This is a genomic window from Alteromonas sp. AWM4_230, assembly GCF_056158305.1.
In genome coordinates, this window is sequence record NZ_JBSWTB010000001.1 from 2,445,118 (window position 1) to 2,468,486 (window position 23,369).

The 23,369-nt window shown below is 44.0% G+C and carries 19 protein-coding genes; 7 read left to right on the top strand and 12 right to left on the bottom strand.

Annotation, left to right across the window (positions count from 1 at the left end):
* Positions 1–261: 261 nt before the first annotated feature.
* From ACXACS_RS10410 to ACXACS_RS10425, 4 genes are all read left to right on the top strand, one after another.
* Positions 262–948 (top strand): histidine phosphatase family protein, encoded by a 687-nt coding sequence (locus tag ACXACS_RS10410; RefSeq protein WP_474806347.1) that lies wholly within the window; start codon positions 262–264, stop codon positions 946–948.
* A gap of 11 nt (positions 949–959) precedes the next feature.
* A complete protein-coding gene (locus tag ACXACS_RS10415; RefSeq protein WP_474806349.1) occupies positions 960–2,189 on the top strand; it encodes an acyl-CoA dehydrogenase family protein in 1,230 nt (409 codons plus the stop codon).
* A 9-nt stretch (positions 2,190–2,198) separates the two neighbouring features.
* The gene (locus ACXACS_RS10420; protein WP_474806351.1) at positions 2,199–3,257 is read left to right on the top strand and encodes a phosphotransferase family protein; all 1,059 of its coding nucleotides are present in this window, start codon (positions 2,199–2,201) and stop codon (positions 3,255–3,257) included.
* 74 nt (positions 3,258–3,331) lie between these two features.
* Complete coding sequence (locus tag ACXACS_RS10425; RefSeq protein WP_474806354.1) at positions 3,332–4,306, top strand: NADPH:quinone oxidoreductase family protein; 975 nt, start codon at positions 3,332–3,334, stop codon at positions 4,304–4,306.
* Positions 4,307–4,394: 88 nt separating this feature from the next.
* Here ACXACS_RS10425 and ACXACS_RS10430 read toward each other — a convergent pair whose 3' ends face one another.
* The 5 genes from ACXACS_RS10430 to ACXACS_RS10450 form a co-directional block, all read right to left on the bottom strand.
* Positions 4,395–5,159 (bottom strand): DUF6174 domain-containing protein, encoded by a 765-nt coding sequence (locus tag ACXACS_RS10430; protein WP_474806356.1) that lies wholly within the window; start codon positions 5,157–5,159, stop codon positions 4,395–4,397.
* Between the two features lie 361 nt (positions 5,160–5,520).
* Entirely contained in the window at positions 5,521–6,279 is a 759-nt protein-coding gene (locus ACXACS_RS10435; RefSeq protein WP_474806358.1) for an SDR family oxidoreductase, read from the bottom strand.
* Positions 6,280–6,417: 138 nt separating this feature from the next.
* Positions 6,418–7,683, bottom strand: coding sequence for a GGDEF domain-containing protein (locus ACXACS_RS10440; RefSeq protein ID WP_474806360.1), 1,266 nt, complete (start codon positions 7,681–7,683; stop codon positions 6,418–6,420).
* Between the two features lie 90 nt (positions 7,684–7,773).
* A complete protein-coding gene (locus ACXACS_RS10445; RefSeq protein WP_474806361.1) occupies positions 7,774–8,256 on the bottom strand; it encodes a YchJ family protein in 483 nt (160 codons plus the stop codon).
* A 295-nt stretch (positions 8,257–8,551) separates the two neighbouring features.
* Complete coding sequence (locus tag ACXACS_RS10450; protein ID WP_014949757.1) at positions 8,552–8,962, bottom strand: hypothetical protein; 411 nt, start codon at positions 8,960–8,962, stop codon at positions 8,552–8,554.
* Between the two features lie 327 nt (positions 8,963–9,289).
* Between ACXACS_RS10450 and ACXACS_RS10455 the strand changes: the two genes are divergently transcribed.
* Positions 9,290–9,688 (top strand): YqaA family protein, encoded by a 399-nt coding sequence (locus ACXACS_RS10455; protein ID WP_474809247.1) that lies wholly within the window; start codon positions 9,290–9,292, stop codon positions 9,686–9,688.
* Between the two features lie 21 nt (positions 9,689–9,709).
* On the opposite strand, the gene ACXACS_RS10460 is transcribed toward ACXACS_RS10455, so the two are convergent.
* From ACXACS_RS10460 to ACXACS_RS10480, 5 genes are all read right to left on the bottom strand, one after another.
* Complete coding sequence (locus ACXACS_RS10460; protein ID WP_474806363.1) at positions 9,710–10,369, bottom strand: protein-methionine-sulfoxide reductase heme-binding subunit MsrQ; 660 nt, start codon at positions 10,367–10,369, stop codon at positions 9,710–9,712.
* A gap of 97 nt (positions 10,370–10,466) precedes the next feature.
* Positions 10,467–11,474 (bottom strand): protein-methionine-sulfoxide reductase catalytic subunit MsrP, encoded by a 1,008-nt coding sequence (gene msrP, locus ACXACS_RS10465; RefSeq protein WP_474806365.1) that lies wholly within the window; start codon positions 11,472–11,474, stop codon positions 10,467–10,469.
* 154 nt (positions 11,475–11,628) lie between these two features.
* Positions 11,629–12,972, bottom strand: coding sequence for an anti-phage deoxyguanosine triphosphatase (locus ACXACS_RS10470; RefSeq protein WP_474806367.1), 1,344 nt, complete (start codon positions 12,970–12,972; stop codon positions 11,629–11,631).
* A gap of 77 nt (positions 12,973–13,049) precedes the next feature.
* Complete coding sequence (gene yfbR, locus ACXACS_RS10475) at positions 13,050–13,649, bottom strand: 5'-deoxynucleotidase (RefSeq protein ID WP_012519109.1); 600 nt, start codon at positions 13,647–13,649, stop codon at positions 13,050–13,052.
* 1 nt (position 13,650) lies between these two features.
* Complete coding sequence (locus tag ACXACS_RS10480; RefSeq protein WP_474806368.1) at positions 13,651–14,871, bottom strand: pyridoxal phosphate-dependent aminotransferase; 1,221 nt, start codon at positions 14,869–14,871, stop codon at positions 13,651–13,653.
* A gap of 272 nt (positions 14,872–15,143) precedes the next feature.
* Here ACXACS_RS10480 and ACXACS_RS10485 point away from each other — a divergent pair, with 272 nt between their 5' ends.
* On the top strand, positions 15,144–15,938 hold the full coding sequence (locus ACXACS_RS10485) for a DUF2189 domain-containing protein (RefSeq protein WP_474806370.1): 795 nt from the start codon (positions 15,144–15,146) through the stop codon (positions 15,936–15,938).
* Positions 15,939–16,354: 416 nt separating this feature from the next.
* A complete protein-coding gene (locus ACXACS_RS10490) occupies positions 16,355–16,684 on the top strand; it encodes a hypothetical protein (protein ID WP_474806371.1) in 330 nt (109 codons plus the stop codon).
* Positions 16,685–16,809: 125 nt separating this feature from the next.
* Here the strand turns inward: ACXACS_RS10490 and ACXACS_RS10495 are convergent, their stop codons facing one another.
* Entirely contained in the window at positions 16,810–19,989 is a 3,180-nt protein-coding gene (locus ACXACS_RS10495) for an efflux RND transporter permease subunit (protein ID WP_474806373.1), read from the bottom strand.
* On the bottom strand, positions 19,986–23,369 hold the full coding sequence (locus tag ACXACS_RS10500; protein WP_474806375.1) for an efflux RND transporter permease subunit: 3,384 nt from the start codon (positions 23,367–23,369) through the stop codon (positions 19,986–19,988). Before ACXACS_RS10500 ends, ACXACS_RS10495 begins: the two co-directional genes overlap by 4 nt.

Consider the following 23,369-nt stretch of genomic DNA (forward strand, 5'->3'; position numbering starts at 1 on the left):
GCAGTCCTTTACATTTTCTCGTCTTTACTCCAATAAGACGTTTTGCTTGCCTATTAAGTAGACAAATTAAGTGAGCATATTCCACGCAATTGCGGCGAATAAGTCAAGTTTTGTTCAAAACGTTTGCCTAACGATCACAAAAGGCCTGTTCATAGTTTCACATGATGCATACTCATTCAAAATATTAATTAAACTTATACTGCTGTTTTACTTAGTATGTGATTTGAATTGGTTAACATATTCATAACATCAGGCAGCGGTATGACAGACATCTATTTAGTACGCCATGGCCAAGCATCTTTTGGGCAAGCGAACTATGACAAACTTAGTGAGTTAGGTGGGCAACAAGCTATCTGGCTTGGTGATTATTTTAAGCATCGAAACATTCAGTTCGATTCGGTATTTTCTGGCGATATGGTTCGCCATCACGAAACTAAAGAGGGCATTGCGAAAGGTATAGCATCTAGCGAATACTCATTGCCTGATGCAACAGTGCATAGCGCGCTTAATGAATTTAATTTTCAAGCGGTAGCTAAAGCGTATCTAACAAGATTTCCTGAAGCAAAAGTACCAGAAGGGGCATCGCCCTCTGAATATTATCGCCTGCTTAAAAAAGCAATGATTGCCTGGTCTGAAGATCAACTTGCTCACGAGTTGCTAGATGAAACTTGGAAGCAATTTGAAGACCGAGTTCACTCTATGCTTGCTCATCTTAAAACGACAGATGCTAAAAGAGTGCTGGTCGTTAGTTCTGGTGGTGCTATTGCCATGATGCTCAAACACATCCTTGGCTACGATTCTAAAACCGTTGTGAATATGAACTTACAAATTCGCAATGCCAGTTTTTCGCAATGCTTCGCTAATGCGCGAGGTGTTCACCTAAATAACTTCAACAGCGTACCTCACCTGGATGTGATTGACAGGTTACACGCCATTACCTACAGCTAAATGGGGCAGTTATGAACTTTGAATATAATGAAAAGACCCAAGCGCTTTTAGAAAAGCTAAAAGCGTTTATGAAAGAAGAAGTGTATCCGATTGAGAAAGAGTACATTCACGCCGTAGAAAATGGCTCAGCCGGTGACGGTGAAGGTCGTTGGAAAACCCCGCAAATGATGCACACGCTAAAGCAACGTGCCAAAGAAGCGGGGCTTTGGAATTTGTTTTTACCTGAAGAATACAAGCCTTACGGTGCAGGTCTAACAAATGCTGAGTACGCGCCGCTTTGCGAAGAAATGGGCCGTGTATTATTCAGTGCGGAGATATTCAATTGTAGCGCTCCAGATACAGGCAACATGGAAGTGTTAGCCAAATACGGTAACGAAAAGCATAAGAAACAGTGGTTAGAGCCATTGTTAAACGGAGAAATACGCTCCGCCTTCGCTATGACTGAGCCTGCAGTAGCGTCTAGCGATGCAACCAACATAGAAACATCTATTAAACGTGATGGTGACGAGTATGTAATAAATGGTCGTAAATGGTATACCAGCGGCGCTATGAACGAAAACTGCAAGATAATGGTGGTAATGGGCAAAACTGATTTTGATGCCCCTCGCCACCAACAGCAGTCTCAAATTTTGGTACCAATGGATACAAAAGGCGTAACTATTGTGCGCCCCATGGCAGCGATGGGCTACTACGATGAGCCAGTAGGCCACGCTGAGGTCTTGTTTGAAGACGTACGCGTACCGGCTGAGAACTTATTGTTAGGAGAAGGCCGTGGGTTTGAAATTGCCCAAGGTCGTTTAGGGCCCGGTCGTATTCATCACTGCATGCGTCTTATTGGCTGTGCACAGCGGGCTTTAGACATGGCATGTGAGCGTGTTGAGCAGCGTGTCGCCTTTGGTAAGCCCTTATCAAAACAGCAGTCGATAAGAGAAAACATAGCGCAAATGCACTGCGATATTGAACAAGCTCGTTTGCTTACATTGAAGGCGGCAGACAAAATGGATCGCTACGGCAATAAGGTATCGAGAGACTTGATTGCTGCTATCAAAATTGTAGCGCCCACAATGGCATGTAAAGTTATAGATCAAGCCATTCAAATGCATGGTGCTGCCGGAACCAGTCAAGACTTTGTGCTATCAGCGATGTATGCGTATGCGCGCACCATTAAGCTGGCCGACGGCCCAGATGAAGTTCATATGATGCAGCTTGGACGCAATTTAATTGCTGAAAAAAACGCGTAAGGAGTAAGTGTGTCAAACGACAAAGCTAATGCGCCACATGCAATAGACTTAACGGTGCTTAATGAATACTTATCTACTGCGTGCCCAAGTGTTGGCCACGTTAAAAGCGCTGATAAATTTGCAGGTGGACAATCGAACCCTACGTTTAAGCTAACCACGGATAACGGCGTTTATGTATTACGTCGCCAACCGCCGGGTAAGTTATTGAAGTCTGCGCATGCAGTAGACAGAGAGTTCCGCGTTATTAACGCCTTGCAGCGCTCAGAAGTGCCAGTGCCTAAAGCGTACCATTTATGTGAAGATACTAGCATTATCGGCAGTATGTTTTACATTATGGCGTTTGTGGAGGGGGATATTTTCTGGAACAGCGCGTTACCGGAAGTAGAGTCTTCTGCAACACGCGGTGCAATGTACGATGAAATGAATCGAGTTCTTGCTGCGCTTCACAGCGTTGATATTGAATATGCTGGCTTAAGTGATTACGGCAAGCCTGGCAGCTACTTTGAGCGACAATTGAGTAGGTGGACAAAGCAGTACAGAGCATCTGAACTTGAGCATATCGAAGAGATTGAGCGTCTTATTCAGTATCTTGAAACTAATTTGCCTGAAGACGATGGCCAGGTGTCCTTAGTTCACGGCGATTTTCGCTTAGACAATATGATGTTCGATATGTCTAATACAGATAAACCGCAGGTGGTTGCAGTATTAGACTGGGAGCTTTCAACCTTGGGTCATCCTTACGCCGATTTGGCTTACCAGTGTATGCAACTGCGTTTGCCTTCTGACATTGCACACGCCGCTGGTCTAGGTGGGCTTGATAGAAAGCAGTTAGGAATACCTTCAGAAAAAGAGTATATCGATGCCTATTGCAAACGCAGGGGAATTGGCGCGATCAATAATTGGACATTCTATTTAGCGTTTAGCTTTTTCCGTCTAGCGGCTATCTTACAAGGTGTAGTGAAGCGCGCTCACGATGGCAATGCATCAAGTGAAAAGGCAATGCAGTTAGGCGCAATGGTGCGACCGCTCGCTCAAATTGCAAACCAAACCATACACCAAAGCGAATAAACGCCACACAACATATTTAATGACTTGCCATGCTATTTACGGTGGGCACGTCGAACAAGTTAACTGGAGACAGTATGAAAGCAATTGTATGCGAATCTTTCGGGCCACTTGATGAACTTCAATTCAAGGACGTTGCAGACCCGGAGGTTAAAAAAGGGCATGTAGTCGTAAACGTGGAAGCGGCTGGGGTGAATTTTCCCGATGGGTTGTTGGTGCAAGGTCTGTATCAAATGCAGCCAGACTTCCCGTTTGTGCCAGGTAACGAAGTGGCGGGTACTATAAGCGAAGTAGGTGAGGGAGTAAGCCATTTAAAAGAAGGGCAGCGAGTTATCGCGCTCTCTAACTTAGGTGGATATGCAGAAAAAGCGCTAATCCCAGCCACGCATGTCATGCCGTTACCCGATCCCATTCACGTAAACGAAGGGGCAGCCCTTGTAACTGCCCATGCAACAGCCCATCACGCTTTGAAACAACGGGCAAAGCTGCAGCCTGGTGAAACTTTGGTTGTAACGGGTGCTGCTGGTGGTACAGGCTTAGCAGCTGTGCAGATAGGCAAAATAATGGGCGCTAAAGTTATTGCGGTTTGCTCAACTGAAGAAAAGCTGGCGCTTGCCAAAGAGCATGGCGCTGATGTTTTAATTAACTACAAAGAAAAAGACCTAAAAGAGACGCTGAAAGAAGTGACTGGCGGCAAAGGTGTTGACGTAGTTTATGAATGCGTTGGTGGCGATACCTTCCACGCATGTAGTCGCAGTATGGCATGGGAAGGGCGTTTACTTGTGGTTGGCTTTGCAGGCGGTGAAATTCCTAAATTTCCAGTCAATCTTGCCCTAGTCAAAGGTTATTCGGTCATGGGCGTATTTTGGGGCTCATTCACTCAGCACGATCCAAAAGGCTTTGCTGAGAACATGCAAGAGTTGCTTACTTGGTACGTGCAAGGCAAAGTTAAAGTAGTAGTTGATGAAGCGTTGCCATTAGAACAGGCCACAAAAGCCATGGCGAAGGTTATGAACCGAGAGGTGAAAGGCAAAATGGTGCTTGTGCCCTGATCCTACACGTCTGATAAAAAGACAACTTAACGAGAAAAGCCTGACCCTCCTATGGTTCAGGCTTTTTTCGTGAATCTTTGAGCAATAGTTATTCAGGAACTAGCTCTACGTTGAACTCTCTGGTCAACACATGGCACAAGTCTTTACCAATGCCTAAATTATCTACCTGATAGTCTTGATAACCCTGTTTTTGTACTGTGAGGGTGTAAAAACCAGGACGTTCGTCAAGCATTGCAATCAAACCGTCATCTGCACAATCCGTATCATCAACCATAACAGTTTCAGAATATGCGCCTTCCATTGTAGTAGCCGTAACGCCACATGCAATCGGCATTTGCGTTGTTTGATCTGTTACCGAAAGCAAGAGGCCATCTTCTACCGTTGCTGTACAGGCCACATCGCCCTCGGCAACAAGGTTACTAATTGTTAGGGTATATTCGTCGTCAGCTGTTTGCTCGTTGATATCAACGCTAATTTCGGTCGGGTAGCCGAGTTCAGGGTCGTATTTTACCGTTAGCGATTCTGCGCGGCTTTCTTCTAATGCAATAAGTTGAAACAAGCTATCAATGCTTTCTGTAGTTTCATCATCTAAGGGTAAGGCAATATTGCCTTCAATAATAGTTTGAGAGGTGACCTGACTACCTTCTACCAAGACTAAGCGAGGTAGCGTGGTTTCTTCGGTGCAAAAACATGAAACTTGATATTCAAACTGATAAGTGTCGATGTTCGCGTTTTCCCACTTTGCGCGATTAGCGTTGAGGTCGTCGAGTGCATCGTTTGAATCGCTACCACCACAACCTAACAAAAGCGTAGTAGCAGAAATCATCGCAGCAATACGTAAAATATTAGTCATAACCTTCCTTGTTTTTTATTTTTCATAATTAGCCACGATAATATGTTTCGCAGCAATGTTGTGACAATTAGAAATAAAAAAGCGGCTTTGCACTTCTCGTAATACAAAACCGCTTTGAAATTTATATTAGTGTAATTGATGTAAAAGTAAACAGTTTCACTCAGGAACGTTGCGACGCTGCGTTATTCCTCAAGCCACATGCGGGCGCTTCTTCCTGGCAGATGCAATTTATGTACTGAGTTGTTTTTTACCTAAAGTTCTAAGACAGCTTTGGTGGAGTAAGAATATAAACGACCTAAGATGTGGAAGGTATAGCAGCACACAAAAACGACGCCCCGTGAAAGGGGCGTATTTTTAGATATTAGAGAGACATGTCGCCTAAAATAATATTTTCCGCGAAATTTGCGTATGCATCGCCAATTTGTTTGGCTGTGTCATCAGGGAAAGTATGAAAATCTTCACTTTCTAGCGCTTCTGCTATCGCGTTCGCTACGACTTCAGGTCCCGGAGCATCATCAAAGCCCGCATTTTTACCCATGTCAGTGCCAATAGGACCTGGGTGGATACTAATGACTGCTACCCCTTTTTCAGATAGCTTCTCACGTAACCCTTGGGTCAACGAATAGGTTGCTGCTTTAGATGCGCAGTACGTTGATATGTCGCCAAACGTTTTCACTGATGCAATTGAATTAAGTTGAACAATGGCACCTTTGTTTGCAACCAATGTCGATTCAAATGCTTGTGCAACGTGAAGTAAGCCAAACACATTTACTTCAAACTCACTACGAAGTGCGTCTTCAGCATTCTCGCTTAACGGTGATTCATGCTTCATAATCCCCGCGTTATTGATAACAATGTGAGTATCAGTTGCTTTGTCAGCGAGGCTTTTTACTGACGCTTTGTCAGTAACGTCGACTTGCAGGGTTTCCACTTTATCTGCGTATTTGTCATGAAGATGGGTAGTTGATTCAGTATCGCGTACTGCCAGATAGACCTTGCTTACGCCTTTATCGAAAAGGGCTTGTACAGTGGCTTCTCCAATCCCACGGTTTGCACCTGTAATAAGCGCTGTCTTACCTTGTAAGTCCATAATGTTCAATCTCCATTTAGTTACAGTCATAGGTTCCTTCCTAAAAATAGAGGTAAAAGATCACATATTTAGCTAAGTGGAATCAGGTATGGACCCACTAAAGTCAAGGTTATTAGCTTTACTTGGTGGTTGAATTATAAAATTGAAAGCCGATTAAGCCTTCACATTTTAAACACGAGTAAAACTAGTTATAGTCGATGTTTTCATAGTATTTTTGCCGTTAAATTTCGCGGCGTATAGCGCTTCGTCAGCGATGGATAATATATCATGTGCTGGGTCTTCAGTTACTTCGATGCCAGATAAGATGTTTACTATCCCAAATGAGCAAGTTGTACTAAATGTTTGCTCTTTTGAAACAAATTTTGTAGACGAAATTTCTTGGCGAATTCTCTCTACAATATTATCAGCATTAAGAGAAGCGTGCTCACTGGTAAACAAGATTACAAATTCATCGCCGCCCAAACGGGCGATACAGTCACTCGGACTCAGATGTTTTTTCACAATCTGAGTGATGTTCTTCAACAATACATCACCACTGGAATGACCGTAGCTATCATTGATATTCTTAAAATTATCAACATCAAATATGCATACGGCTAATCGATTTTTAGCGCTATTTTTAATCTGACAAATAGCCTCATTGAGCTTTACTTCCATAAAGCTACGAGAAAGTGCCTGAGTTAAATGATCGTGCATCAATTGATTGTTGAGCGTACGTCTTTCTTTATAAAGCCCATCAATGTGAAGCACTAGAACCCATGCAATGGAGCTGGTAACTATAAAAGAGCCAAGCCATGTGAGCGGTGGAAGGTCGATAATTTCGATACCGGTTAAGGTATCGCCAATACCGGTTACAAGCCATAGAGTGTTCGCTAGAAGTAACAGTAGTATAGGACCACTGTCCTCAAGTCTTGAGCGCTGCCGGACGAAGACTCGAACGAGTATATATATGCAGTATGACCCCAATACTAAGATCCAAAGACCCCAGATTTCGAAAAGTAGACCGTACTTTAGCCCAGTATAGTATTTAGACGTAGCATAAAAGGCGTTGTCTAAAAAATAGGGGCTAGGTATAGCAGTTAAAAGAGAAAATATTCCGCAAACGACATAACACCATTTCAATAAGTACGGAGCTTTGTACTTATAAAAAGCAAGATAAAAATGCAGGCTGGTGACTAGGGTGAACATAGCCCCAATAATAGTAAGTCTATTTGAAACACTAAGGGCAAAAAGATTCTCTCCTGCATTGATCAGTACACCAAAAGCCCCGAAGAAAATTGAGCTTATGAAAGCCGAAAGAGCAAATAGAAAATAGTACTTAACGGGCTCTTGGTGGTGGAAAGTTAAGCGATAATAAAGCAAAGCGAAGAAAAAGCTCATCAGCAAGCAGATGCTAGATGTCACAAAAAGCGGAAGCGACAATGTGTTGATCATGTTATAGCTATTTTCCTCAACGTGCTCATCATCTCGTTTTAGTGTAGAGCAATTATCTTACTAGAGTAACTTTTTCAATGTACTAAAACATTAATGGTTTTTAAGGCTGCAGCATTGTTTGAATTTCTTGCTGCTACCACAAACGCATGGGAGATTTCTTCCGTACTTAATTTTTCCGCAGTCATCGTGTAAAACACCGTCGTGATAACGCCACTTACCGTCTTCAATATTGAAATTTGACGTTTCGTGAAGCTGATACATGCTTTTATTTTCAAAGTAGTAAGCAGTGAATTCAACGATGGCAGTATTGGACTTGGAGTTAGCCGCTAGAGTGGGGTGTACTTTTAGCGCAAACCACGTCGCACCTTGCGCACTTTGAGCCAAATCTTCTACGGAAAGATCTTGCTGTTTTTCTTTGGTGTAGGTTTCCAGAATGTATTGATAATGCGCTGTAGCGTAGGCTGAAAATCGTGAGCGCATAAGTTGTTCAGCAGTATTAGGGTATTTAACGCCCTTAATAAAAGGTTCGCAGCATTCGTTGAAGGGCTTTGAAGAGCAACAGTAACAGCGCATAAGACAACTCGCAATTTAAGAGTATTACAAAGCGCTACAGTATAAATATAAGTGGCGTGAGCCCCAACTTTTTTAAACGTAAATGTTGTCGATGCTCGATGTTTCCATGGCGGTCTATACCAAAAAAGCTATGCCCAAAAAGCTATGCCCAAAAAGCTATGCCTAAAAAGCTATGTCAAAGAGCTCATGCAAAAGCGAGTAGGACAATAAATGTATATACTTTACTTATGTGTCTATATTTCGACAAAAGCAAGATTTCGGCAAAAGCGGAATTTAGGCATAAAGAGGCGACACTTTACCAAGGGCCTAATGCAACGTTTTGCTCGTCATTAATGCTGTTAACGCGCACATTCACCAGACTGACCGAGTAAAGTTCACATAGCTTTCTGATCATCTCACTATCCGTTGGCTGCAAATCCAAATCAATGTTTTCTACATAAAGCGTTTTACACTGGCCACCCGTAATAAGCTTACTGATCCATTCTGGCATTTTTTCTTTTTCAGGCTTTTGAATACGGATAGCGTGATCTACGGTTTTCGAAAATGACACTGTATTTGAAAGCAGATAGTTCCAACCTTTGTCGTTACTTCCTTTTCCATTACCTTGTTTTTCGCTAGGAAACCCTTCTATAGGCAAAGGTAGTTGAACAACATTTGAAACCGAAGCGCGCAAAGCATTGAATCGTGAAACTGAAGATGTGTTCATAGTAAAACCCTTTATGTATTTGCTCTGAAGTTCAAATAGAAACTTCTGGAAAACGATTATTTATAAATACTGATTAGATATACAGCATGTATGCGTATACAGTATTTAAAAAAGAGGTCGTTGGCAAGCATTTAATTGTGCTTTTTTTGCGCAGCTTGAGGGTTTTTCAGTAACTATCTAAAAGATAATGGTTTTTTTATGCTGTTGTGTTCTGAAGCAAGTATTCAGTTGCGGATTGAGGTAAGATGCGCGCGAATCTTATGTAGAACACTACTGTATAAAACTGGAGGGTTATTGAGCGCGTTAATACACTTGGGCTACTTGGGCATGTTCTTATCCGCATTGTTGGCTGCTACTATTTTGCCCTTTAGTTCTGAAATTGTGCTTAGTGCTTTATACAGTAGCGGCTTAAGCTGGATATCGTTGCTTGTTGTTGCTTCAGTAGGAAATGTACTGGGCTCTGTGGTTAATTATGTATTGGGCTTCAAATTCGGAAGAGAAATAGCAACGCAAAAATTAAGAGTAAGTGAAGCTGCGTTCACCCGCGCAAGTAGTACATTTACGAAGTGGGGTAAGTGGAGCTTGTTTTTATGTTGGGTACCTATTATTGGCGACCCTATTACGCTAGTGGCAGGTGTGTTTAGAAGTCCGCTTTGGTTTTTTATTCTTGCGGTAACTCTTAGCAAAACAGCGCGTTATGCTGCGCTGCTTTACGTACTTGTTTAAAAGGTTTTCGGCTTAGTTTTCTCACGCCACTGTGTTTTTGTCTCTCGACTTTTTTTGGCTTGTCTTTTGGTGCGTCACATACCACTGCTTCATTCTTGGGCTCATTAATATCAGTCCAATCATCCAATACCAAACTGGCTCTTGCCAAAACGTTTTCTGTGACCAGCTGAAATGCAGCAGTGCAAGGGGCAGTATCAAGTAAATGCTGTTATGAAGCTTTTGCCATTTTCTTCCCATCTTGCGCTGGATGCGTTTAAACGACGTTGCAGTAAGAGCAAAAAGAAGAAGTAGTGCCGCCATGCCAACGAGTATGTAGGGCCTGCTTACTATCTCGCTAGCCACCAGTGCCATATCAAGCTGGAGTTCAAACACAATGTAAGTGAGTAGGTGTGCAAAGGCGTACACAAAGGTGTATACGCCAATCATACGTCTGAATTGGATCGGTTCCGGGCTTGGTAGCCATTTAGCAAGTGGGCTAAGAGTAAGCGTTAGTAAAAGAAAGTGAATTGCCCAAGTTCCAGTCTCATTAATGAGCGTGTTTACGGGGTCTGGTCCAAGCTGGTCGTTGATCCCGGCAAAGAACAACCAAGCGACGTAGCCTAATGCGAAAAGGTGAATAAGGCCCTTCAAACTGCGACGCTGCCAAATAGATAATCGAAATGGTTTTTTTCTTAACGGCATTAAATGAACAACTTAATAATAATGTTTAATAGCTTCGGTTATAAGATATTGGTTAGAAGGGCTAGCTATTTGCTCGTAGCCCTATAAAAAGTAGCAGCTAGTAGTAACGGGATAAATCCATACCTTTGTATAATGGCGCGACTTCGGTATAACCGTTGAACATTTGAGTATCGATGCGATTTCTGGCGAGTAGCCCACCTGTGGTTATTCTGCGCTCGCTGGCTTGGCTCCACCTTGGGTGTGACACGTTTGGATTCACGTTGGCGTAAAAGCCATACTCGTTAGCGGCCAGACGATTCCATGTGGTAGGCGGCCTCTTGTCGGTAAGGCGAATTCTCACAATAGACTTAATGCTCTTAAAACCATATTTCCACGGTACAACAAGCCTAATAGGCGCGCCATTTTGAGGTGGCAAGGTCTTCCCGTAAAGCCCAACCGACATAAGCGTTAAAGGGTGCATAGCTTCATCAAGTCGCAGTCCTTCCACATAAGGGTAATCAATACCACCACCGGTAAAGCGACTTCGTTGGCCAGGCATTTGCTCAGGGTCGTATAGGGTTTCAAATGCTACATATTTGGCTGACATCAACGGATCGGCTTGTTTTAACAACGCCCCCAACTCAAACCCAACCCAAGGAACCACCATCGACCATGCTTCAACGCAGCGCAAACGGTAAATGCGCTCTTCTAAGGGAAAACGTTTGGTTAAGGCATCGTGATCAAGCTCAATGGGCTTTTTTACCATACCGTCAATTTTCAACGTCCATGGATTAGATTGAAATTCAGTCGCATTTTTGGCTGGCGCATCTTTCGAAGTGCCAAACTCGTAAAAATTGTTGTAGCTGGTGACTTTATCTTCAGGCGTTCGGGTTTCCGCTATTTGATACTTAGGGGGCTGACTAAACTCCAGCGCTTTTCCCTTAAACGCTGCCTTCTCTTCCTCATCTTCCCAAAACCAACCGGCAGCACTTGCCGATTTTGCAAGTAATGTAGACGCACCCACAAAGCCCATTGATTTGAGCAATGATCGACGACTCTTGTAAACGCCTTCATTGGTTACGTCGTTGTCAGTTAATTTTACTGAGGGTTTAAATGGTTTTGGCATTACGTCACCTAAGTTATGGTAAGACTACGAGAACTGGCCGTTACTTCAACCGATACATTTAGCTACGTTAATGTAACGAGTAAGTTCAACATAATAAAAAAGACCGAGAGTACGGTCTTTTCATTTCAATTAGTTTTGGGCAAATTAAACAATCTTACATATGCAAACTATCTTGAATGCCGCCTTGTTTTGGTGAAAAGATATTGCTGTATAAGCGAGAGGCGAATTCGTCGGTCATGCCAGATATATAGTCGGCGAGAACGCGCATTCCATTGTCGTTCTCACAGGCCTTACGCCAGCGCTCTTGGGTGTTTTCAGGTAGAAGGCGGTCGGGATCCGATGCAAAAGCCTCAAAAAGTTCCATAACTACCAGCTGCCCTTTGTATTCAAGAAGCTGAACATCGGGGCGGCGGATTACTTTGTTAAACACAAAGCGTTTAAAAAGCTCTAGGGCTTGTGCAAATTGTTCGGGCATCACGGCGTTAAACGCAAGTAATGGATGAGCGAAACCCTCCACGCCTTTTATTTCAATGGCTGTGATAAAGCTATTAACCAGTGCACCTATAGCATTTTTCCGTTCGTGATGTGCAGCACTAAATAGCTTATTGGTAAGCACTTCTATATTGTCTGACAGCCAGGGGACATCTAGTGCTTTTAGCGGGGTGGTTACATCCTCGACAAAATGATGCTTGTCTACCATATCCATTACAATGGCATCTTCCAAGTCGTGAATGCCATAGGCGATATCGTCAGAAAGCTCCATAATTGAGCAGTCGAACGATTTAAACTGCGTTTTGCTGTGGGCATTCGGTTTTGCAGTAAACTGCATAAACGCATCTTTATCTTCATTACTAAATGGCGCAAGTAGCCAGTCGAATAGGGGCTCGTCGCAGCGAAACAGTCCCTTCGGTGGATGCCAGTCGTGGGCTTTAACCTGACGAAGTGAAGCAGGGCGCTCGGGCGTAGGCCCTTTACTATGAAGGGCATCAATAAAGTTTGGGTATTTAACCAAGCCTAACACGCTTCTTCTGCATAAATTCATGCCGTGTTCGGCCGTGTATGGCTCTAGCTGAGTTATGATCCTAAATGTTTGGCCATTTCCTTCAAACCCGCCGTATTGGTGCATCATATAATTGAGCGCGATTTCACCGCCATGGCCGAAAGGTGGGTGACCGATATCGTGAGCCAAACACAGGGTTTCGATTAACGTTGGGTCAAGAGCCAACGTATTGGCAATATCTGGAAATTTCACCCAAAGCTGCGCCGTTATTCCCGTGCCAATTTGGGCGGCTTCTAAAGAGTGTGTAAGTCGCGTGCGATAGAAATCGCTTAGCCCCACACCGAGCACTTGGGTCTTTGCCTGCAACCTGCGAAAAGCAGCGCTGTGAAGAACGCGTGCCTTATCTCTCTGATACGGATTGCGGTGATCGCCGTCTCGTGTTTCGCTTCGGGGTAAACGACGCTCGTGTAATGCTAATTCCCATTCGCTTGTTGCCAAAAAAACCTCGCTGCCATGATGTGTTTGGTACTTCTGCTACATCAGTATAGTAATTTGGGGGCGGTTAATCGCCTTGCTTACATATCGTCTTGCGTAATTTCATCAAGACTTAAAGAAAAGCTTGGTACGTAACGCGTTAAGAAGTAGTCCACCTCTTCAGAATGATACTCTTTAAGGGTTTTATCTAATCGTTTCTTAGCCAGCTTAAACTCTTGGTTACCAGCAGCTAATTCTTCAAGCGTTTTTAGGTAAGCGCAAAGTACGTCTGCTGCTTTCACAATAAAGGCTTCTTCTTCACTATGGTAGTGATGATCAATCAGTGCCGCATAGTCTTCTCGAAACGCTTCAGGCGCCATCTCAATGAGCTTGTTCTCTGCAATCTTCTCAATTTTTTTATATTCTTCTTTAATCGCAGGGTTAAAGTATTTTACTGGGGTAGGGAGGTCGCCGGTAAGTACCTCCGACACGTCGTGAAAAATCGCCATGGTTGCAATGCGATCTGGATTTAGTGTACCGCCAAAAAATTTATTTTTAATCAAGGCTAGCGCGTGGGCGACCATAGCCACCTGCAAACTGTGCTCTTGCACATTTTCTGTACGCACATTGTGCATTAGCGGCCAACGATTAATAAGCTTTAAGCGCGCCAGGTGCGCAAAAAAGTGGCTCTTATCACTCACGTTACGCCCCTTGCTTATACGTTCTAAAGAAGTTGCCAATACGATGCAGTGCAGGTACCAATACATCGCTATGAGGTAAAAATACTAAACGGAAGTAAGTCCCCTCGGTTAGGTTAAAGGCGCGCCCGTGTACCAACAGAATTTTTTCAGAACTTAATAAATCCAGCACCATTTGTTCATCGTTTTGAATGTTGAATTTCTTCTCATCTACTTTGGCGAAACAATACATGGCTCCTTTAGGCTTAACGCAAGAAATACCGTCGATGCCGTTTAGCATATCTGTGGTTACGTCGCGCTGAATGCGTAGTCGGCCATTCTCATTGACTAGGTCGTTAATACTCTGATAACCACCAAGCGCAGTTTGAATGGCACTTTGACACGGTACGTTTGCGCACATTCGCATTGAAGACAATATATTGAGTCCATCGATATAATCGGTAGCAAGACGTTTATTCCCGCTGACAACTAACCAACCAGAGCGAAAGCCTGCCACGCGATAGTTTTTGCTTAAACCACCAAAAGTAACAAAAAAGACGTCATCAGCGAGTGACGCAATACTGGTGTGCTGGGCTTCATCGTATAGAATTTTGTCGTAAATCTCGTCGCTAAATACGACTAAGCCGTGCTCGCGGGCGACTTCTACTACCTCTTGCAATAGGGCTTTGTCGTAAACTGCACCAGTAGGGTTATTGGGGTTGATAAGTACAATCGCGCGTGTTTTGCTGGTGATTTTACTTTTTATGTCGTCAATATCGGGGAACCAGCCAGCTTGCTCATCGCAGCGATAATGTACCGGTGAGCCTGATGACAAACTCACTGCGGCCGTCCAAAGCGGGTAGTCAGGGCTTGGAATGAGCACTTCATCACCATGATTAAGTAGCGCCTGCATTGCCATCATGATTAGCTCAGATACACCATTACCTATATAAACATCGTCAACACGAATGTCTTTAATATTACGCTGTTGGTAATACTGCATCACGGCCACGCGGGCAGCATAAATTCCTGTCGAGTCTGAATATCCTTGAGACGTAGGCAGGTTATGAATAACGTCTTTTACGATATCGTCCGGGGCTTCAAATCCAAATGGGGCGGGGTTACCGATATTCAGCTTTAATATACGGTGTCCTTCGTCTTCCATTTTGCGTGCTTGCGCAGCGATTGGGCCTCTAATGTCGTAACAAACGTTATCTAATTTATGTGAGCGAGATACAGTTTTCATGGTCTATCTGGTTGATTTACATACCCTGAGATTATCGCAATACAAAGTCATATGCGATGGCCTTTTTGCAGTATTTCTGCTTTAAGCACGACTTTTTTCATCAAGTGGCTAATTATTGAACACATAACGAGATAAATGATCCGCTTGTCACTTAAGTATAAAATTTATGTTAATGACTTGTGAACTTTTCATTCTGCGCCTATCGTAGTAGTAAGGCGTGTATAAAAAACGCGTTAGTAACAAACAGGCTAACAAGCAGAGGTGATAAGAATATGTCCCACCATTTCAAAGAAACACCAGAGAATGCGATCACGCAAAGTGGTATAGCACGCGTTATTCCCTGTAAAGAATTAGACGTCGGCGACCCAATAAAGTGGTTGTCATTGGCAATACGAGACGCCATGCGCGCACCGGGACTCACCTTATTTTATGGCGTACTTTTCGCGGTTATCCCGTGGTTCATTATGTATTTAGTTGAAATGACGGGTTGGCACTTGGTCATTCTACCCGCCATTGTTTGCTTTATGTTGGTAGGGCCATTTTTAGCGGCGGGCCTTTACGATGTAAGCTGGGAGATGGAGAAAGGTCATAAGCCTTCACTTCGTCATTCGCTGCGCGCAATGCGAAGAAACGCATTTAACGAGTGGGGCTTTGCCATACTGCTTATGGTAATGATGATATTTTGGTTGCGTGTGGCATCGCTGATTCATGCACTTTATCCACCTTATATAGAGAACGACTTGGAAAGCTTGTTACCGTTTTTAGCGTTAGGCACTATCGTTGGAGCGGGTTTTACCCTGGCAATGCTATTTATTACGGCGTTTACCCAACCGATTTTAATGGAACGTAAGGTAGATCTTGCAACTGCAGTGCTTACCAGTGTGAATGCGGTATGGTTAAATAAGGTACCCATGCTCATTTGGGGGGCTATCATTTTCACTACAGTAGCAATTGGTTACGTGACCGGTTTCGTGGGTTTCATCGTGCTCATGCCGATTATCGGCTATGCATCGTGGCATGCTTACATTGATGCAATTGAGACTAAGCGAGAGCGTAAATACGAATAGTTCACTCCAATTTATGTAATTAAATTACGTAAAGTGGCTTTAATTTGTACAATAAGTAAGCGTTAATATCTTTAATTTTGTTAAAATTACACTTTTAGAGCCCCGAAAGGGGCTTTTTTATACTTAAGTCTTATACTTCTTTCTTCCTACAAGTGCTATCGCTAGATATATTAGTAATATGCAATTTATATTATTCCAATTAATTCAAGGGGTTAGTGCCGTAACAACAGCGTAACAACTTGATTTACCAAGCATTTACCCAGGTTACACAATCATTCAACAGAAAAATTTTTATTCTTGATGCATAAATAAAGGGCGTTGAGCGAATTGTTGCTTCATTCAACTTTGTTCAACTTAACTAGAGAGTTTGCCACAAACTTGCACAGCACCCTTAACCACACATTGAGGATTTTAAAATGAAATTATCTAACTTACTTAAAGTTCTTGCAGCTACAGCGACTGTCGCTTTTAGCATCAATGCAAATGCAGCAGCAGAGTCAAAAGACATTCGCTTCGTTGGTGAAACCCAGTTCGCAGGGTTTTGTAAAGCGATAATCAACGACGATGTAAGAGTTCTTCGTTCTAGCCTTTCACGTAACGTGGGTCGTATTGGCGCTAGCCAACGTGAAGTATTGCGTATGGTAACGTCTGAAGAAGGCCTAACATGTAATGGAAGTAGCCTTATTAAGTTTTCTGAAGAGCGTCACGCAGATGCGGTACACGAATACTTAACGTCGCGTAGCTAAGGCCTTGCTTGCGGTTACTACAAATCCAGAAAAAGCGGGCTAGCTTACACTTTTCGTCAATCACGTGACGTAAATGTTGAAAACTAGACCCGCTTTTTGTCTTTTTGCTCGTGCAAATATGCGTCTTAATTAACGATTTTTATATACGTGGCTACACGCGCTTTACTGGTTTTAAATAGACGTTGGGTTTTAAACCTAAGTTTTAGCAGCAGCACGTAAGCAAGAGGTACTAAAAATAAGCTGGTTAGCGTAGAGAATACCAGCCCGCCAATGATTGCTATGGCCATCGGAGAGTAGGGAGGGCCGTCGCCACCAATTCGAGTACTTCCCATAGCGAGTGGAATAAGCCCCAAGACCGTTGTGGCTACTGTCATCAGAATAGGCCTTATACGCGTTAAACATCCTTCAATTACTGCGTCATACAGCGACAAGCCTTCGTTAATTAACTGATTGATTCTGTCTACCAATACAATGCCATTGTTAACCACAATGCCCATCAATATCAGCATGCCGATCATCCCCATAATAGACATAGAGGTACCTGTTACCATGAATGCCCAAAACACACCGGTGAAAGAAAACAGTAACGATGTGATCACAGACGTTGGAAGTATCAGCGATTCAAACAGTGCAGCCATCACAACGTATATCATACAAAGTGCTAGTAACATGTTCATTTGCATGACCGCATTGGCTTCATCCTGGCGAGAGAAGCTGCCGTCTAACGTCCATTTATATCCTGTCGGCAATTCAATATTAGCTAACGCGTTCTCGATACGCTCTCGGGCTTGTTCTGTGGTGGTTTCCCCTTCTAGGTTTGCGCCAATAGCGAGCGCGGTCTGACGATAGTTTCGATTAATTTGCGATAGCTGTGGCACCACAGAGAAATCTGCAATCATATTCAGCGTTACCGATTGACCCTGCGTAAACCCAATATTGATGTTCTTAAGTTTGTTTAGCGAGGCTTGAATATCGCTACCGAATTTAAGCTGTACTGCTACTTCTCCGGCGTCACCATAGCGGAATGTCCGTAAATTACTGCCCCGTAGTGCTGTAGAGATAAGTTTAGCTACGTCGTTAACTTGAATACCTAAGCGGTTCGCCTTCTCTCTGTCTATGCGGATTTGTACCTCATCTCGGGTAGAGCCAGTGTCGGCTTTCACATCTTCCAATCCTTCTATAGTTGAAAGAATAGGAACTATTTGCTCTGAAATAGTGAGCAAAGTTTCTGACGATTCACCCAATAGCGTAACTCTTACGCCACCACCGTTGCCGCTATCCCATTGAAACGAGGGACGGGCACGCACAAAAGAGGGCATGTCTTTACGTATATCCTCTTTAATTTTACCCACACTTACGGGCAGTTCGTCATTAAGCGTTATACCGCTTACAGCATGTCCGGCAGTAAAATAGGTATACACCTGTTTAATGTGAAAGCGTTCTTGGTTCTCATACAGGTAAGCTTCCATTCTATCGACAGTTTTTTCCACCTCATCAAGCGTAAAATTCTGCGTTACGTGATAGTTAAGCCAAATACGCTCTTGGTTATTATTGCCCTCATCATCTGAAGTAACCACCTGCATGGGCACAATGGTCGACGCAAGCAGCAATAGAGCAATAACACAGGTTATTCCCTGGTGTTTTAACATCCAGTTAAGTGCACGACCATAGCCTTTTATGTAAGACGGTGTTTTAGGCGTTTTTACAACTGGGATCTTTACCTTGGTCGTCAGTAAGGGAATAAGGGTTTTAGCAATGAAAAGCGACGCGAAAAGAGATATACAGATAGCTACAGCAACGTGCTCTAAGAAGATAGTTACGTCTATTTTTACTCCAATAATATTGGGTAAAAATACAATGGCCGTGGTAGCTGTACCAGCAATAACGGCAAGGCTAACTTTATTGACCCCAACTTGGGTTGCACGTTTTATGTCACTTTCTTGTTGGCGTTCTTGGAATACGCTTTCGGTGATCACAACGGCGTTGTCTACTAGCATACCTACAGCTAGCATGAGGCCCATCAACGATAAAATATTAAGGGTATAACCCAAAAGATACATTACGCCTAAGGCTATACAGATAGAAAACGGCACCGACAACACCACAATCAAGGTGGTGGTAAGCTGGCGCAAGAACAAGTACAGCACAATAACTGAAAGCAACGCACCTAAAAGACCTGCGTTTAGCAAATCGCTCAGCGACGAAGTCACGCTTTTCGCGGTGTCGTCCATTACAAATAAACTAATGCCTGTAAACTCAGGGTCTTCTTTGGCTTTTTCGATAACTTTCATTACCGCGTCGGAAACTTCTACAAGATTGCTGCCCGATTCGCGAAATACGTTAAAGCCCACCGCGAAGGTGCGATCTAGGTGTCGCCCTTCGTTGCGCTGAGGAAGCTCGTAGGTCACGCTGGCAACATCAGATAAACGCACGCTTCGAGTAACCCACATGTTTTTGAAGTCGTTTACATCGGTAAATTCGCCAGTGGGGTTAACCAGAACTTTTTCACCGTTGTTGTACATATAGCCCGCGGTTAGCGAGAAGTTTGCGTTTTGAAGCTGCTGCTCTAAGCGTGTACCGTCGATTTGGTAGGCTGCCATTTTCTTGGGATCTAAGCGAATAGTAATTTGGCGTTTCATGGTGCCGTATAGTTCAACTTTCGATACACCCGGGACACGCTCTAGCGGACGCTTAAGGTTACGCTCTAAGAGGTCATAAGCGTTCGATAAGTCGCGGTCGCTCGATACGCGCAGCTGGAATATAGGCATATCGTTGGTGTTAAATTTATACACCATGATCCGCTCTATATCGTCAGGGAGTTCGTGGCGAATAGCGTCAATCTTCTCCCGCGCTTCAATACTTTTGGCTTTAAGGTTTTCATCCCAGTCGAACTCCACAATGACCTCAGCCATATTGTCATATGAACGTGCCCTTAAGCGCTTTATCCCCGACATGGTAGCAACGGCTTCTTCAACCGGACGAGTGATCATGGTCTCAATTTCAACGGGTGTCGCATCAGGATAGGGGATCTGCACTACCATTTCTGGAATATCAATACCGGGGAACTTTTCAAGGGGTAGTAAGCGTCCAGATACAATGCCGAACAGCAGCATAGATAAAAACAGCATACCTATGGTAACGGGCTTGTTTAGCGCAAAGCGTGCAAGCCCAGCGCCTATACCTGCAATTTTTGAAAGGTGCGGCTGTGAAGCTATATCTGTCTTGCGTTGACTTGGCTCACGTGTTTGGCGCTTTTCAGTATGGGTTTCAGAACTGTTATTAGCGTTGTGAGAAGGTGTACTCATAGTACACCTCCTTTCGACATTGCTCCTTCGTCACAAAAGCCCGCATTAGTATTAACAGACGTTTTCTGCGCAACGTTTTTCTTAACGTCGAACAGGCTGTAAAGCACTGGCAGTAAAATTAGCGTAAGCAAGCTTGCAAACAGAAGGCCGTAAATAACGGTGATGGCCATGGGCGTGCGAATTTCAGCTCCCTCGCCAAAACCAAATGCCATCGGCAATAGACCCAACACAGTAGTGAGTGTAGTCATCACAATAGGGCGTAGGCGGGTCTTTGCAGCCTCTAGAATAGCGGTCTCTTTCTCTACGCCTTGACGGCGTAACTGATTTATACGGTCAACTAATACAATAGCGTTATTCACAACAATACCGCACAGCATGATTAAACCGATAAATACCACCACGTTTAGCGGCGTATTGGTAATCCACAGGCCATATACTGAGCCCGCACCGGCTAGCGGTACTGCGAATAGAATAAGCAGTGGGTGCAGCAACGACTCAAATTGTGACGCCATAACCAAATACACCATAAACACCGCAAGTGCCAAGGCAAACTGTAGCGAACGGAAGCTGCTTTGCATGTCTTCACTTTGCCCGGTTACTGTTGCACTTAAAGATAGAGGAAGTTGGGTTTCATCAATGACTTTATTAGCAACGGCAACGGCTTCATCAAGCTTACCCTTGGCTAAGTTTGCCGATACCAATGCTACACGTTGCTGTCCAACGCGGGTAATTTCGCTAGGGCCTACACTCATGTACACGTCTGCCACGGCACTTAAAGGAATAGGTTGCGCAGAGCCTGGGTTAACAACAATGGCGCGTATGCTTGCAATATCATCACGTTGGTTCTCTTGGGTTCTTACCAGCACATCTACCTTTCTGTCTTCCACGCTATACTGTGTAGCGACGCGGCCGCCCACTTTGGCCGCAATAAGTTGAGAAACGGTTGATGCATCAAGCTCAAGGCGAGCAAGTTTGGCGTGATGGAAGGCTATTTTAAGCTCTGGGTTTCCGTCACGAATGCTGGTCGTTACGTCTGCAAAATTACTGTAACTGGCAAGTTTTGTCGAAATGGCGTCGCCATATTGTTGTAACTGATTTAGGTCGTAACCCGCAATTTCAATTTGAATAGGCGAAGCAAAGCTAAATAGCTCTGGCTCTGAAAACGTTGCCTGAACCTGAGGTTTGAAGGCTAGGTAATCACGAAGGGCACGCTTCACATCGTCCATATCGCCAGCTGTCGCCGAAGGCTGCATGACAATGTTTAAGCGGCCCCAATGATCGCCTCCTTGATTAGGCGCTGCGCTTATTAGACTACCCGTACCAGACATGGCATAGGTGCGAAGCACCTTGGTTTCGCCGCCATCATTGTTATTTACTGCAACCGCAGCAAGCTCGCTGATAATAGCGTCGGTACGCGCTAATGGCGAGCCCGCAGGGAGGGTCACTTCTACCGAAAATTCTCCTTGTGACAGGGTAGGAATAAGTTCCATACCTAGTTTTGGTACAAGCATTATCGCGCCAGCAGCAAGAATAAAAGCAATAGCTAACACCAGCGCTTTGGCTTTAAGGCTTACGCGCAGCAGTTTTTCATAAGCAGAAGCGAGAAGGTCAAACCCTTTGTTAAATACCCAGATAAGTGGTTTAAACGCAACACTTAATAACTTGCTGACGATATGCCATGCACCTATCACCAAGGTAACCAAGGCTGCAGGTAAAAATACAAAGATAAGCCTGAATACCCAACGAACTGGCAGGGTAAAGTAATACATAACTTTGCCAAACGTCGACGTAGGAGGAGTAGGTGCTGGTGTAGTGAACACATCTTCATGGTCGAGCTGTTGCTTTTTCTTCTTGTGCGCCATCGCAGGGATTAGTGTAAGCGCGACAACAAGCGACGCGGCCAAAGCAAACGACACGGTCAACGCTTGGTCTTTAAACAGCTGACCTGCAATACCTTCTACAAATATTAGCGGCACAAACACGGCCATAGTGGTGAGTGTCGAAGCCACAATTGCGCCAGACACTTCTTTTGTTCCTTCGCTAGCGGCAGATGCTTCAGCTTCTGTAGCTTCTGCCGTTGTCTTTTCATTGGCTGTAGCGTTATCACTTCCAACCATTTTTAACTTCTTATGACGATCGATATTTTCAAGCACAACAATGCTGTTATCTACCAATAGTCCAACAGCCAGCGCGATACCACCTAAGCTCATCATGTTTAAGCTTATGTCGTTGGCATACATCAAATTGAAGGTAGCAATTACTGACACCGGAATGGAAACCGATATAATTACAGTGGCCCAGAAGTCTTTAAGAAAAAGGTACAGCACCAACATGGCTAAAATACCGCCCATCACTGCCGCTGACTTCACGTTGTCTATAGCTTGCTTGATGAACACGCTTTGGTCATAAATTTCGCTAAGCGTGTAGTTAGAAGGCAAGTTGTTGTTGACCTCATTTAACCGGCTTGCCACTTTTTGTGCTACGTCAACTGCGTTAGCGTCGCCTTCTTTATAGATGGCAATCTCAATGCCTTCACTACCATTAAAGCGAGTTACCACATCACGGTCTTTGTACGCATTTTCTACCGTAGCCACATCTTTAAGTTGAATGTTTCTGCCTTCAAAACGTCCAATAAAGAGGTTTTCAATATCACTGAGCGTTTCAAATTGATTCAAAGTTCTGACTAAAAACGCCTGGGCTGCGTTATCAATTCGACCGCCCGCCGCGTTAATATTTTCAGCTTTCACCCGGTCGATAATTCTAGTAATAGGAATCGACAGTTGACTGGCTTTTTGCTGGTCAATAAGTATATGGATTTCGTTTTCTAAACCACCGCCAACACGCACGGCAGCTACGCCTTCTACCGATTCAAGCGCACGTTTAACCTGCTGTTCGCCATATAAACGTAAGCGCTTCATTTGCGCCACGCTTAGCGTTGATGTGTCGCTTTGAGTGGTGAGGCCCAGTTTAATAACAGGGTCTAAACTTGGGTTAAACCGAAGGAGTCTTGGCTTTTCAATATCAAGGGGAAGCTGTAATACATCAAGTTTCTCGCGCACTTCTAAGCTCGCGAAATCCATGTCAGTACCCCATGCAAATGAAAGCACCACGTCAGACTGGCCAGCTCGCGATGTGGACGTGACTTTACGTACACCTTTTACTACGCCGATGGCTTCTTCAATAGGTTTTGAAACCAATTGTTCTACTTCGCCTGGCGCGGCACCGTCGTAGTCGGTGCGAATAGTGAGAGTAGGGTAAGATAAGTCTGGCAGTAAGTTAACAGACAGTCTGCCTAACGACACCATACCAAATAGCAATACCGCAAAAGTGAACATACTAACGGCAACAGGGCGCTTTACAGCAATATCTACAATACGCAT

What these genes read in the sequence shown, in the direction of transcription:
- ACXACS_RS10410 (WP_474806347.1), top strand. Translation starts at nt 262, where the DNA reads ATGACAGACATCTATTTAGTACGCCATGGCCAAGCATCTTTTGGGCAA.
- ACXACS_RS10490 (WP_474806371.1), top strand. Translation starts at nt 16,355, where the DNA reads ATGAAATTATCTAACTTACTTAAAGTTCTTGCAGCTACAGCGACTGTC.
- msrP (WP_474806365.1), bottom strand. Translation starts at nt 11,474, where the DNA reads ATGCCAAAACCATTTAAACCCTCAGTAAAATTAACTGACAACGACGTA.
- ACXACS_RS10460 (WP_474806363.1), bottom strand. Translation starts at nt 10,369, where the DNA reads ATGCCGTTAAGAAAAAAACCATTTCGATTATCTATTTGGCAGCGTCGC.
- ACXACS_RS10445 (WP_474806361.1), bottom strand. Translation starts at nt 8,256, where the DNA reads ATGCGCTGTTACTGTTGCTCTTCAAAGCCCTTCAACGAATGCTGCGAA.
- ACXACS_RS10500 (WP_474806375.1), bottom strand. Translation starts at nt 23,369, where the DNA reads ATGCGTATTGTAGATATTGCTGTAAAGCGCCCTGTTGCCGTTAGTATG.
- ACXACS_RS10485 (WP_474806370.1), top strand. Translation starts at nt 15,144, where the DNA reads ATGTCCCACCATTTCAAAGAAACACCAGAGAATGCGATCACGCAAAGT.
- ACXACS_RS10425 (WP_474806354.1), top strand. Translation starts at nt 3,332, where the DNA reads ATGAAAGCAATTGTATGCGAATCTTTCGGGCCACTTGATGAACTTCAA.
- ACXACS_RS10415 (WP_474806349.1), top strand. Translation starts at nt 960, where the DNA reads ATGAACTTTGAATATAATGAAAAGACCCAAGCGCTTTTAGAAAAGCTA.
- ACXACS_RS10440 (WP_474806360.1), bottom strand. Translation starts at nt 7,683, where the DNA reads ATGATCAACACATTGTCGCTTCCGCTTTTTGTGACATCTAGCATCTGC.
- ACXACS_RS10480 (WP_474806368.1), bottom strand. Translation starts at nt 14,871, where the DNA reads ATGAAAACTGTATCTCGCTCACATAAATTAGATAACGTTTGTTACGAC.
- ACXACS_RS10455 (WP_474809247.1), top strand. Translation starts at nt 9,290, where the DNA reads ATGTTCTTATCCGCATTGTTGGCTGCTACTATTTTGCCCTTTAGTTCT.
- ACXACS_RS10435 (WP_474806358.1), bottom strand. Translation starts at nt 6,279, where the DNA reads ATGACTGTAACTAAATGGAGATTGAACATTATGGACTTACAAGGTAAG.
- ACXACS_RS10430 (WP_474806356.1), bottom strand. Translation starts at nt 5,159, where the DNA reads ATGACTAATATTTTACGTATTGCTGCGATGATTTCTGCTACTACGCTT.
- ACXACS_RS10495 (WP_474806373.1), bottom strand. Translation starts at nt 19,989, where the DNA reads ATGAGTACACCTTCTCACAACGCTAATAACAGTTCTGAAACCCATACT.
- ACXACS_RS10450 (WP_014949757.1), bottom strand. Translation starts at nt 8,962, where the DNA reads ATGAACACATCTTCAGTTTCACGATTCAATGCTTTGCGCGCTTCGGTT.